Here is a 12,816-nt window from a genome sequence, read left to right as displayed (position 1 = left end):
ATATCATTTTATTCTTTAAGAAGACCCGCATGCTGCAAAGCCGCATCAATAATTCTCTTTGTACTCTCTTTTAGTGGAACAATCGGTGAACGAACAGAACTACCACAAATTCCTAATTTCACAGCAGCATATTTAATACCTGCAGGACTGGGTTCAATAAAGACTGCACGATTGAGAGGCATCAAACAGTCATTTAATTTAAGAGCTGTTTTATAATCACCACGCAAACAAGCAACTTGAAGCTCTGCACAGAGTTTTGGAGCAACATTGGAAGAAACTGAAATACATCCTACACCTCCATGTGCATTAAAACCTAACGCTGTACAATCATCACCGGAAAGCTGTACAAAATCTGTACCACACTTTTCACGTTGTTCACTCACACGCTCAATTTTGCTTGTTGCATCTTTAACACCAATGATATTTTTAAAATCCCGACACAGGTCTCTCATCGTTTCTACAGACATATCAATAACAGAACGACCAGGAATATTATAAATTATAATAGGGATAGAAATCGCTTTCGCAATAGAAGAAAAATGCGTGTATAAACCAGCCTGACTAGGCTTGTTATAATAGGGCGTAACAACCAAAACTGCATCTGCACCAGCTTTTTGCGCGTGTTGCGCAAGCTCTACAGCTTCACTCGTGCTATTTGATCCTGCTCCAGCAACAACAGGAATACGCTTAGCAACCTGCCCAACACACAATTCTATAACCCTCTTATGTTCTTCATGACTTAAAGTGGGTGATTCACCTGTTGTCCCAACAGGGCTAACACCATGAATACCTTCCGCAATCTGCCACTCAATAAAATTGCAAAATGCTTTCTCATCAATAGCGCCTTCATCATCAAATGGTGTGATAAGCGCGGTCACAGCTCCCTTGAGCATGATAAACTCCCTATAATGTTCTCTTTATTTTTTTAGCCTTTAAAATTACTAATGATAGAGCATAATCTTGCTCTCTCATTGAAGCAAGATGAATTTCACAATAACTCTTACAAGATTTAACATGCTTCTCCTTCAATTCAGAATATTTCTCTAAAGCATCAGATTACATTAACCCGTTTTTCATGCTTGTGCGCTAAAAACTCTTGAGTGTTTCCAAAAAGCGAGGTCTCTAGGTTTTCTCTATGCGCGCACTCTCTCTGCCCTTTTTTGTACAAATCCTTACTGTACTTATACTGGAAACAACAATTTTATTTTCAAGTTCATGGGCACAAACACGCCTTTCATATGGGAAAGCACCAATTCCTCTGAAACGCCCTACCTCTGTTGTCATAAAAAAAGAAGTTCAGAAACCCCTTAGACAGTTTCATATGCTTCCACACAATCCCCCTGCATCCAGTAATGATTCTACTCTCAAACAACTTAAAACTGGTTTAGATGCACTTTTAAACAACAATATTGCAAAAACAATAAGCCTTCGTAATTCAATGGAAAAAGATAGCCTTGATCGTCAGATTTTAACATGGGCAATCGGTATATCTAGCCAAGCCAATGTACCAAGCTCTGAAATCTTTAATGCAATCAAAGAGCTAAAAGGATGGCCAGGCATAGATATTATGCAACGTAATGCTGAACGTGCTTTTATTAATGAAACTAATTCCGTACATGTAATCATCCAAAAATTTTCTCATCATCTCCCTCTCACAGCAAAAGGTATGGCAATATACGCTAAAGCACTTATTGCAACTGGACAAATCACCCGTGCTCGACAAATCATTGCACCATGGTGGCATAAAGAAAAACTTAATGCAAAAGAAGAAGAGCTTATTCTTAAAAGTGCGAGAGTTGCATTAAAACCTATCGATCACCTGCAACGTATGAAATTTATGCTTTATGCACATCGTTTCGATTCCGCTGAGCGCGTTGCAAAGTTAGCCCTTGCTCAATCTCTTTTCAACGCTTTTGTTGCCGTTGAAAAAAATGATCCTAAAGCTGCAGAAAAATTACGCGCTGTGGAGAAATCATGGCAAAAAGATTCCCTCTTACAATTTGCTCGAATTCGCCATCTTCGGCGAACTGGGCAATATAATGTCGCTGCAACACTCATGATGAGAATACCAAGAGATGTATTAAAACTTATGGCTCCTCATGCATTGTGGAAAGAGCAACGTGCGCTTTCTCGCGAAATGCTTGATTTAAACAAACCTAAAATTGCTTATCAACTCGTTACCACACACCCTAGTATGCCCCCCTCATTGGCAATCGATGCTGAATTTCATGCAGGATGGTATGCATTACGGTTTCTTCATGATCCTAAATTAGCAATGCACCATTTTTCGCGTATTCCTCAATTATCTTCTACACCTCTTTCTGCATCCCGTGGATACTATTGGATGGGACGAACAGCAGAAACTCTAGGCGAACAGAAAAATGCTCAGAATTATTTTCAGCGCGCTGCTCATTTTGGAGCAACTTATTATGGTCAATTAGCATTAGCACATCTTAACAAAAAAAAGCTCGAAATTCCTTTTCCTAAACCAACAGCCAATGAACGACAACGTTTTAGCACACGTAATACTATTAAAGCAATTCAACGCCTCGAAGCAGCTGATTATGCTTATTTAGCTAAAATTTTTTATAGAGAACTCGGTAAAAAAATAGAAAGCCCTGGTGAATTAGCTCTTCTCACTGTAATGGCAGAAAAAAATGGAGACTATTATACCAGTCTCAAAATCGGAAAAACTGCTGTGTTTCAAGGGAAAAATGTTGGTGCACTTTCCCATCCTATAGGTGCTATACCAGCCTTTGCCAATGTTTCTGCCGCAAGACAAGCACTTGTTTATGCTATTGCGCGCCAAGAAAGTGAATTTAATCCAACAGCTATATCAAAAGCAGGTGCACAAGGTATCCTCCAATTACTGCCTACAACAGCAAAAACACTTGCAAAAAAATATTCAATCCCATGGTCTTCAAAAAAACTGAGCAGTGATTCCAGTTATAACGCCACATTAGGAACCTATTTTCTCAACGAGCAATTGGAACGCTTTAACGGGTCCTATATATTGACCCTTATTGGTTATAATGCAGGCTCCCGTCGTGTCGATGAATGGATCGAACGTTATGGCGATCCTCGAAGACAAGCCCTTGATAAAGTTATCGACTGGATTGAACGTATTCCTTATACAGAAACACGTAATTACGTGATGCGTGTCATGGAAAATTATGAAGTCTATAAAGCAAGGCTTACTGGAAAAATAGACATAAAAGCCGACCTTCTCTCTGGACGTTTGAAATAATATCACTTGTCTATCCCAAAGCTGTCCACTCTCGTTTTTCAGCTCACAAACCATATCATCACAGAAATTATAAAATAGAGGAAAATTAAATAAAAATCAGCTAAATATCAATGATACTCTGATAATTTTGTTTACCTTTGATAATGGAGGAGGAGGAAAAGATCCAACGCGATGAAGTGCCACCATAGCTAATCGATCAAGTTCCGGATCACCAGCAGAGATGACAATACGACTAGAAAAAATACTCCCCTGCTCACGCACTCTAAATTCTAACTTTACCGTTCCTTTTGCACGACTGATACGCTGTTTTACAACATATTCTTTTTGCATTTCTAATTGCGCCTGTACTTTTGCTAACCATTCTACTAACAAAGCATCTTCAAGTGCCGCTGTATCACCGCCCTGACTGCTAGTAGACGAGCGCACTGCCTTCATCGTCAGGCGTTTGACCATAGCCTTTCGCAGCGGTATTGGTTTTTTATCGGACACTCTACGTTCCACTTTTTGAGGAAGAGGCTTCTCCAAAGACTTGAGAACCGCAAAATCATCTTTTTCTACAATATTCTGAGGCTCTTCGGGTTGAACCTTATCCATTGCTTCTAATCTCTCTGATTTCTGCTCTAAAAGATCAGACTGCAACAGTTCTGATTCTGAACTAACATTCGATAAATCTATATCAATATCGTAAGAATCTGTGTCAACATCCGGCTCTACAGTCTCTTGTACAAAAGACAGCAGAGCTGTCGGTGAAAGTACGCCATTGCTTACACCGGTACTGTAAAAATAAAACCGTGCTGCCAATGCTAGATGCAAAGAAAAAGCGCAAATAAACGCACCAATCCAAAGGATTAATAACCGCCTCGTATTTTTTAAAATCATAGTTTTTTCAATCGCTATTCTAAGCCCAACATTTGTGTTCAAGTTTAATTAAAACAGGCTATTTTGAAATTGCAACTTTTTTCTTGACTGATTTTATCATGTTTAATATGGTCTCTGTGTGGTTTTTTGCTTAATTAAATCACTTTTACTTGGCTGGCTAATTTACCATCGGTGAATCAAGCGTTTTTATAGTTTTAAGCGAGAGAGGGGATGTTTAAGAAAAGGTTAAAATGTGTTATGCGAATAAGACAAGAGAATATTCATAAAAGCTGCGTGATTTTAAGTGCGCTGTCTGTCTTTATACCTTCATTTGTTTTTGCACAAAGCAATGAAAGAAGTTCTATAACTGAGCTCAAACCAATTGTTATTAAAGGAAAAAAAACAGAGGGCAATTCAGGTTCAATAACCATTCTAACCGATCGTAAAACTGCTAAGGATATTGATGAAAAGCAAATAAGTGATGTCCATGAAATTAGTCGTCTCGATCCGTCCATAGCTTATAACTCAGAAAAGAAGAGTTTTGTAATTCGTGGTTTGAATGGAAGCCGTGTTCTCACAACAATGGATGGCATTGTTCTTCCGTGGCTTAGTGATATATTGCGTGATGATATGATGCGTGGAAGCACTGGGACTACCACTACGGGAAATACAGCTTTTGATTTTAGTAGCGTTTCCACATTTGACGTTATTCAAGGGTCGGATTCTAGTCTTTATGGGTCTGGTGCACTAGGGGGTGTCATCGCTTTGCGTACTCTTAATCCTGAAGACCTTATCACTGAAGAAAAGAATTGGGGGAGTCTTATAAAAGGTGGTTATCATTCCGTTGATAATAGTTGGCGCATAAATCAAGCTTTTGCTGTGCATGCTCAACAAACATTTTTGCTCTTCCAAGGCTCCCATGAGCAAGGAAATGAGCGTAAAAATATGGGAACTATAGAGGGATATCAAGAACGTACACGTAAAAATCCCGCTTATTTTGACCAAAATAATTTGCTTTTTAAAATTCATCAGTATTTCAATGGAAAACATCGACTTGGTTTTACAGCGGAACGCTTTGATTATAATAAAAATACGCATTCATTAAATATGAGCGAAAGATACTCCCCTGGTTCCGTTTATAATCAGGAAAATAAACGCCGTGAGCGTCTTTCTCTTTCTTATAATTATAATGGCAATGGAGATACGCTTTTTGATGCATTTCACGGGCAATTTTATTGGTTAAAGCAATCAAATAATGATACTATGAGCGGGGTTCGTGTTAAAGCGCCAAAAGGAGATTATTTGGCAGATAATCTTGTGCGCAATACCAATTATGGTTTAAATGCTCACGCTTTTAAAAACGTGAATGTTGGCACTGTAAGCCATATATTAAAGCTTATCACTAATGTTTCGTTATCTCAATTTCATCATTATTTGTTAGCGAGAGATAATTGTCATTTGGAGGAAAATGCACAGGGATGTCTCTTTATGCCTGCTAATAGATCAGACTCACCAGATGCGAGGAGCTACAATTTTGGTTTAGCTTTTGAAGATGAAATTGGCTTTTCCCATAACCGCTTCCGTGTAACACCTGGTGTTCGTTATGATTGGTATAGGCATATCCCTCAGAAAACCTCCGCTTATGAGAAAGCTCTAATTTCTGACAAATTTCCTCCGGAAAGAAATGGTTCGCATTTTTCTCCTAAATTACGGATGGAGTGGGATGTTCGTGATCAAATAACGCTCTATGCTCAATGGGCGCAGGCTTTTCGTGCACCACGTGTTTCAGAGCTTTACGTCTCTTATATCAAACCCTCTGCTTATTACGTGAAAGGAAATCCTGACCTTAAGGCAGAAACGAGCAATGGATATGATGTTGGTATAAAATATGGAGATAAGAACTTTGGTGGTTCATTCAACGGCTTTATCAATCAATATAAGAATTTCATAGATACTATAGATAAAGGGCCATCAGAAGAGTTTCAGTTTGCGCGTCGGCATTACATGAATCGTTCAAATGTCCGGATTTTTGGTGTTGAAGCAAAAGTACATCTAGCTCTTAAGAGTGGGTTGCATAGCAATTTTGCCCTTGTCTATTCGCAAGGAAAAGATCTTGATAAAAATGAAACTCTAAGCTCAATTCCACCTTTGAAAACAGTTGTTGGATTGGGGTATGCAAAAGAATTTTGGGGAGCAGATGTTGTACTCACTTCCTCTGCAAAACGTGATAAAGCTACTAAAGAATCTAACTATCCCGAAATTCCGGGATATAACATTGTTGATATCTCAGGGTGGTGGAAACCATTTGGTGAAAAAGGATTTGTTATGAGAGCTGGTGTCTATAATCTCTTCAATACAAAATATTGGAATGTATCTGATCTTCCTGCAAGTAAAAGTGCAACACCAGATGATTATTATAGTCAACCTGGGCGTAATTTTAAGGTGTCGTTCGTACAGAAATTTTAGTCACTTTCTTAACTATTAGATCAATATAAAATTTTATCAGTAAAGGAATGAATTATCGTGTTTCTGTTATCATTGTTCTTTAAATTACAATGACTTGAAAGAAAATCTTTCATTCTTCCTAATTGATCGGTTTTTGGTTGTTATGCTGTTAATAAGAGCGGCTTTGTTTTTTGAAAGGTTGGATCACTCATTGAGAGTGGTTCAACTTAATATCTTAGAATTATAAAATTTTGAAAATTAACTCTCTAAAATAACATAAGGAAAGCCCATGTCATTATATACAGCCGAAATGATTCTTCGTTTGCGTGAAGAAAAAAAAGAAATGCGAAATCGTGATTTTGCATTCTCTCTTGGTATATCTGAAGCGGAACTTATTGCTGCTTATTGTACAATCGGAAAAGCCAAGAGACTAGAAGCTGATGTTGCTATACTCTTAGAAAATGCTCCTAAACTTGGAACAGTTATGGCATTAACACGTAATGAGTACGCTGTTCACGAAATAACAGGACGTTTTGAAGAGATTGTTCAAAGTCAACATATCCCAATTACACTTGGTGAAATCGACTTGCGTATTTTTCCAAAACAATGGAAATTTGGTTTCGAATATGACATGGTTGTTCTTGGAAAACCTACGAAAAGTTTGCAATTCTTTGATCAAAGTGGTGTTTCTATTTTTAAACTCTATCCTACAGATACGACAAATATGGAAGAGTGGAGCAAACTTGTTGATAAACTTCTTCGTGAAGATCAATCCCCTGTTCTTGAGATTCTTCCTGCTCCAACTTCAGCTCCATATGATATAGCACAAATAGATATTGAAAAATTCCGAGATCGTTGGCGGAAAATGACCGATGTCCATCAGCTTCATAAAATTATTTCTGAACTAAAAATTAATCGACATGATGCTGTGAAATATGCCGGTAGTGAATTTGCTGATGAATTAGGGGGGGACGCTATTGAAATTATGCTCAATAAAGTTGCACAACAAGAAATCCCAATTATGTGCTTTATCGGCAACAGAGGTTGTATCCAAATTTTCAGTGGAAAAATAAAAAATATTAAGCAAATGGGGCCTTGGATTAATATTCTTGATCATAAATTCGATATGCACTTGTTGCTTTCTGGAATTGATAAAGTGTGGCATGTTCGCAAACCTACGAGTGATGGTTATGTCAGTTCTCTTGAAGTTTTCGATAAAAAAAGTGAGATGATTATTCAATTCTTTGGCCTGCGAAAGGAAGGCCAAAAAGAACGTGAGGATTGGCGCTTTTTATTGAATAGTTTGCCCTCGTATAGAGAAACAGCAATCGCTTAAATCAAGGTGATATCATATGCTTACACTTTTTTTGCATAAACTACTAAAATTTTTCTTTATTTTTATATTGTTTTCTCTTTCCATCTTTTCTCAACCAGTAACGGCTGAACCTACAACGCAATTTTCTAAAAATGCACGTATTGTCTCTATTGGCGGCTCTCTTACAGAAATCGTTTATGCATTAGGAGCACAAGATCAACTTCTTGCCCGCGATAGTACAAGCGTTTATCCGCAAGAAGCGCTTAAACTTCCTGTCCTTGGGTATATGCGTGCTCTTTCACCTGAAGGTGTTTTATCACTTGCTCCAGAAGGTGTTTTATTAGTTGAAGGAAGCGGTCCACCTTCAACAATTGAAATTCTAAAAAAAACATCAATCCCTATTGTGATTGTGCCAGAAAACTATTCCCGCGAAAGTGTTATAGAAAAGATACGCCTCGTTGGTAAAGCCCTTCATCGTGAAGCAGAAGCAGCGACATTAATTAAAAAAATAAGCAATGCATTTGTGGATAATGATGCTCTTTTGGCAAAAGTAACAAAACCAAAGCGTGTTCTTTTTATTTTCTCCGTACAAAATGGGCGTGTTATGGCTTCTGGAACAGATACAGCTGCCGATGGTATGATAAAACTCTCAGGTGGTATCAATGCCATCAACGATTATAAAGGATACAAGTTACTGAATGGCGAAGCATTAATGAAATCAAATCCTGATGTTATTTTACTTGTGAAGCATGGTGAAAAATCCACTAACCTTGAAAAGATTTTAGCTATACCAGCAATTCAAGCAACAAATGCAGCAAAAAATCATGCTATTAAACAGATGGATGTTATGTATCTTTTAGGGTTTGGTCCACGCACCGCAGATGCATCAAGAGAACTTATTAATATGCTTTATAGTGCAAATCAAAATGGTAAGAGCTGATAGAAATGGTCGATAGTCCATCCCTAATGTATACACCTGAAACAAAAGAAAATAAAAACATAGAACGTGCGAATTTGAGAAAGATTGTATTATTAAGTCTTATCATATTCCTCATCTTTAGCATTTTTGCTGGAATTCTGAATGGCCCTTCAAACATTTCTTTCTTTGATTTTCTTCATGTAATGCTTACCAAAGAGTTTTCCATAAGCAGTAGAACACGTGATTATCTCGTGCTTATCGACATTAGACTTCCCCGTATTCTCTTAGGATTATTGATTGGATCAGCTTTAGCCGTCTCTGGTGTGCTCATGCAGGGGCTTTTCCGTAATCCTCTTGCAGATCCTGGAATTGTAGGCGTATCAGCAGGCGCTGGCCTTGGCGCTGTTTTAGCAATTGTTATAGGCATTGCCTTTCCTGCTTCATTAACGCCTTTTCTAGAACCTTATAAAGTTATCATAGGTGCTTTTTTTGGTGGACTTCTTTCAACAATTGTCCTTTATATAATAGCAACCCATCACAGTTTTACCTCTATTGCAACAATGCTTCTTGCAGGTATTGCTCTTGGTGCTTTAAGCAGTGCGGTTGTGGGAACACTTATTTTTATCGCAAACGACCAACAACTCCGTGATATTACTTTTTGGAATCTTGGCTCTCTTGCAGGTGCCACATGGTTAAAAGTTTGGCTTATTCTCCCTTTTATTTGTATTGGTCTTCTTTTTTCACCCCTTTTATCGCGAGCACTTAACGCTCTTGCTCTTGGAGAAGCCGTTGCTAAACATATTGGTTTTAATATTCAATGGATTAAAAATGTTGCTATTCTCCTTGTTGCCCTCATGTGTGGTAGTGCGGTTGCTATTAGTGGGGGCATTGGCTTTATCGGTATTGTTGTTCCTCATATTTTGCGTCAGCTCATTGGTCCAGATCACCGTTATCTTATCCCCTGCTCTGCTCTCTTGGGCGCAGCGTTACTTATTTTTGCTGATACCTTCGCACGCTTAATTGTTGCTCCAGCAGAATTACCAATTGGCATCGTGACAGCACTTTTTGGTGCTCCTTTTTTCCTGTGGATTCTTATATGCAAAAGGGGAACAGAATTTTCATGATTGAAGCAACCAATATTTGCGTTCAACGCGGCAAAAAACAAATTCTTAATCATGTCGACCTTCAAGCGAATTGTGGTGATCTTACCATCATTATCGGTCCTAATGGATCTGGGAAAAGTACTTTCATTAAAGCACTGAGTGGAGAACTTTCCTACAATGGGAAAATAACCTTAAATGGTTATGATGTTCGTCAGACAAAAACTTATGAAATGGCAAAAATGCGTGCAGTGCTCCCACAATCAACAACACTGGCATTTCCATTCCTAGTCCATGAAGTTGTAGAACTTGGTCTATCTGTAAACAAATTTACTTTTACCAAAATTGAATTACAAAATCTTACTCAAAAAGCTTTAGATCGTGTTGGACTTGCTAACTATAGCAAGCAATATTATCATAAATTATCAGGAGGAGAACAAGCTAGGGTGCAACTTGCTCGTGTGCTTTGCCAAGTTTGGAAGCCCGTTGATAATGGAATTTCTCGTTGGATGATCTTAGATGAACCTATTGCTAGCCTTGATATTCAACATCAGCTTGTTGTGATGGATATTGCTAAAAATTTTGCCCGTTGTGGTGGAGGTGTTCTTGCCGTTCTCCACGATCTCAATCTTTCCTCACATTATGCAGATAAAATGATATTGCTAAAACAAGGAAAGGTTCATTGTGAAGGAAATGCCTCTACCGTCTTGACAACACAAAATATACGCGATGTTTATCATTGTCCTTTAATCGTTTCTGAATTACCTAAAGCGGATATTCCATTTATATTACCTCAAACGGTATCCTGCCTATAAAATAATCGGTTTATTCTGAAATCTTTTTTCTTAAATCAAAAAACTAAACTCCCTAGCAAAGTGAAGTACACAAATGTGTGTAGAAATCATCTTTTTCATAAATGAACGCTTTTCTGTATCGTGATACACTATTTTGGAAGGAACTCAGCCCCCTCTCTTTAGTTCATAGTACCTTCACGCGTAACTTTATAATGTTGTTTTCTCATAATAGTCATACACTTTAGCTGTTGTTATAAATAGAAAAAATATTGATTTGTAAGAAAATATATCGCCCGCCTTATCTTGAATTATAACAATGAATAGAGTCATTTTTTTCCCTTGTTCTTATGCAAAATCATTTATTGGCACTTCACAAGAGGGATTGATATAATACATAGAACTTATTTGAAAATGAACTCAAGAATGTCTCTTGTAGACTTCATAATATAAAGAATATGTCTTTCATCATACCATTTTTCAAACAATGTAAGATATTACAAATAGGATTCTTTTTACTATACATTGAACAGTAGTATAATTCCTCTTAAAAAGAGCTTAAAAAAACTCTACCTTCAAACTTTTTAACAACAAATTTTTGATAATCTTTACATATTTTCTCTCTACGATCAGAAAGTTCTGATTGAATATACTTCCAGAACACTTCAAAAATATTTATTAATACTCTCAAATATTTTATTAATGAGAGGTGAACTTTTTATTACTTGCATAAAAAATAACGCGGAATGACTCCGCGTTAACAAGAGCATCAAAATAGTTAGATTATTCGTCACCACCTTATAATCTTCATGATTTTATAGCATAAACAACAGTGATATTAACAGGTCGTGTTTCTCTCTCACCTGTCGGAGAAATGGTTACCTTGTGCGTGTGTGCACCTGCCGATTGCGTCATCCCTGTAATGATTTGATACTGATAACTTGGGTTCCTTCTGCCAAGATCATCAGCACCCCGTGCAACTCCGTGATACTGAAAATTGTGTGTATGTTCACCTGCACTTTCAATGGTAGAAACATGCGAATGTGATTTTATGCAATCTTGCTGTTCATGTGCAAATTGTCTATTTGCGTCTAGACCACGGCCATCATCAAAGCCACGTAAAAACATCCCTCTAAAGTCAGGAACTTTAAAGGTTGTATCATTGTCTTTTCCCCATTTATCACCTATTGCCTTGAATAACTGCGGATAATCTTTGCGCCTATAAGCAGTACCATCGCATAAAAGCCAGCCATTTGGTATTTCTTGCATAGCAAATGTAGCAATAAACCCTGAAGGAAAAAGTTCTACTTTCGGTGGTGGAAGAGGTGTGGGATTCAATAAAAACCAACCCTCACGATCTTTCATTGAAACATCAGCACTATATACCATTTCATAAATACCATCTGTTTGTAGCTCTCCACCTTCTAATGGTATAACACCGGTATTTGTCGCTTTATAGAGTAGCTTTTCTCCTATGTTATTAACGGTTATTGTTGTCGTACCAATGTTTACACCACGAGACTTAAAACGTATGATAATATCATTTTTGTATTTCTCTATAGGCGAAGCTGTCTTCAAGGTGATAAATGTTTTTTTATCTTCCACATTCACCATAAAACTTGAGTCAATAGAGCCACCACTATCTGCAAGATATTCACGCACACGTTGCATCATCGCTCGTGCACTATCATTGACAGAACTAGGTGGCTGCCCCTCTGCCCAATTAATGATACTATCTGAATTAGCATTTTCATCAGCCTTTAACGACCAATCATAAATATTAGACATTATAATCCCCCTCAATAACTCTTCTGGAAATTTCTTTTCTTTTTGCTGATCTCTATGAAGCAATCTTTCCTCATAACAAATGCATCAATTAAGAGTGATAAGACTGTAGATACATACCCAAAATCTGGAAAAACGCTATCATTAGTCGATACAGCATTTCTGCTGTACCCATTTGTGATTTGTTTTTCTCTTTTATTCTTCCCCCAATCAAATGAATTCAATCCACTACATTTTTAATAAAAACGGCACCCCTGCTTTGCGTTACTAATGCAATCACTTCCTTTGGTAAGACTCGCCTATTATTATCTCGCTGTAATTATGCAATTATACTTTGGAATCTTCTGTTTTCTTGT

9 protein-coding genes are annotated in these 12,816 nt (G+C 37.5%); 6 read left to right on the top strand and 3 right to left on the bottom strand.

The window, feature by feature from the left end; translation table 11 throughout:
• Positions 1-8: 8 nt before the first annotated feature.
• Positions 9-893, bottom strand: a complete 885-nt coding sequence (gene dapA / locus AC0QT1_RS04180; protein ID WP_473200880.1) for a 4-hydroxy-tetrahydrodipicolinate synthase — start codon at positions 891-893, stop codon at positions 9-11.
• A 242-nt stretch (positions 894-1,135) separates the two neighbouring features.
• Here dapA and AC0QT1_RS04175 point away from each other — a divergent pair, with 242 nt between their 5' ends.
• On the top strand, positions 1,136-3,247 hold the full coding sequence (locus AC0QT1_RS04175) for a lytic transglycosylase domain-containing protein (RefSeq protein WP_473201704.1): 2,112 nt from the start codon (positions 1,136-1,138) through the stop codon (positions 3,245-3,247).
• 96 nt (positions 3,248-3,343) lie between these two features.
• On the opposite strand, the gene AC0QT1_RS04170 is transcribed toward AC0QT1_RS04175, so the two are convergent.
• Positions 3,344-4,126 carry an energy transducer TonB family protein gene (locus tag AC0QT1_RS04170; protein WP_473201703.1) on the bottom strand — a complete coding sequence of 261 codons (783 nt, stop codon included), beginning with the start codon at positions 4,124-4,126 and terminating at the stop codon, positions 3,344-3,346.
• A gap of 237 nt (positions 4,127-4,363) precedes the next feature.
• Between AC0QT1_RS04170 and AC0QT1_RS04165 the strand changes: the two genes are divergently transcribed.
• The 5 genes from AC0QT1_RS04165 (at position 4,364) to AC0QT1_RS04145 (ending at position 10,699) form a co-directional block, all read left to right on the top strand.
• A complete protein-coding gene (locus AC0QT1_RS04165; RefSeq protein WP_473201702.1) occupies positions 4,364-6,571 on the top strand; it encodes a TonB-dependent hemoglobin/transferrin/lactoferrin family receptor in 2,208 nt (735 codons plus the stop codon).
• Positions 6,572-6,839: 268 nt separating this feature from the next.
• Positions 6,840-7,886 (top strand): hemin-degrading factor, encoded by a 1,047-nt coding sequence (locus tag AC0QT1_RS04160; RefSeq protein WP_473200876.1) that lies wholly within the window; start codon positions 6,840-6,842, stop codon positions 7,884-7,886.
• A 16-nt stretch (positions 7,887-7,902) separates the two neighbouring features.
• Positions 7,903-8,805 carry a heme/hemin ABC transporter substrate-binding protein gene (locus AC0QT1_RS04155; RefSeq protein WP_473200875.1) on the top strand — a complete coding sequence of 301 codons (903 nt, stop codon included), beginning with the start codon at positions 7,903-7,905 and terminating at the stop codon, positions 8,803-8,805.
• 5 nt (positions 8,806-8,810) lie between these two features.
• On the top strand, positions 8,811-9,908 hold the full coding sequence (locus AC0QT1_RS04150) for a FecCD family ABC transporter permease (protein WP_473200874.1): 1,098 nt from the start codon (positions 8,811-8,813) through the stop codon (positions 9,906-9,908).
• Positions 9,905-10,699: a heme ABC transporter ATP-binding protein gene (locus AC0QT1_RS04145; protein ID WP_473200873.1), complete on the top strand. Its 795-nt coding sequence runs from the start codon at positions 9,905-9,907 to the stop codon at positions 10,697-10,699. The genes AC0QT1_RS04150 and AC0QT1_RS04145 overlap by 4 nt, the downstream gene beginning before the upstream one ends.
• A 783-nt stretch (positions 10,700-11,482) precedes the next feature.
• Here AC0QT1_RS04145 and AC0QT1_RS04140 read toward each other — a convergent pair.
• Positions 11,483-12,463 carry a phage tail protein gene (locus AC0QT1_RS04140; protein WP_473200872.1) on the bottom strand — a complete coding sequence of 327 codons (981 nt, stop codon included), beginning with the start codon at positions 12,461-12,463 and terminating at the stop codon, positions 11,483-11,485.
• Between the last annotated feature and the right edge of the window lie 353 nt (positions 12,464-12,816).

It is taken from the genome of Bartonella sp. P12B, assembly GCF_055796185.1.
The sequence above is the reverse complement of the archived record's forward strand: the minus strand, read 5'-3'. Positions and strand labels throughout refer to the sequence as shown.

Bases quoted from the DNA above. Each gene is read 5' to 3' on its own strand.
- AC0QT1_RS04150 (WP_473200874.1), top strand. From the start codon at position 8,811: ATGGTCGATAGTCCATCCCTAATGTATACACCTGAAACAAAAGAAAAT.
- AC0QT1_RS04175 (WP_473201704.1), top strand. From the start codon at position 1,136: ATGCGCGCACTCTCTCTGCCCTTTTTTGTACAAATCCTTACTGTACTT.
- AC0QT1_RS04140 (WP_473200872.1), bottom strand. From the start codon at position 12,463: ATGTCTAATATTTATGATTGGTCGTTAAAGGCTGATGAAAATGCTAAT.
- AC0QT1_RS04145 (WP_473200873.1), top strand. From the start codon at position 9,905: ATGATTGAAGCAACCAATATTTGCGTTCAACGCGGCAAAAAACAAATT.
- AC0QT1_RS04155 (WP_473200875.1), top strand. From the start codon at position 7,903: ATGCTTACACTTTTTTTGCATAAACTACTAAAATTTTTCTTTATTTTT.
- AC0QT1_RS04165 (WP_473201702.1), top strand. From the start codon at position 4,364: ATGCGAATAAGACAAGAGAATATTCATAAAAGCTGCGTGATTTTAAGT.
- dapA (WP_473200880.1), bottom strand. From the start codon at position 893: ATGCTCAAGGGAGCTGTGACCGCGCTTATCACACCATTTGATGATGAA.
- AC0QT1_RS04170 (WP_473201703.1), bottom strand. From the start codon at position 4,126: ATGATTTTAAAAAATACGAGGCGGTTATTAATCCTTTGGATTGGTGCG.
- AC0QT1_RS04160 (WP_473200876.1), top strand. From the start codon at position 6,840: ATGTCATTATATACAGCCGAAATGATTCTTCGTTTGCGTGAAGAAAAA.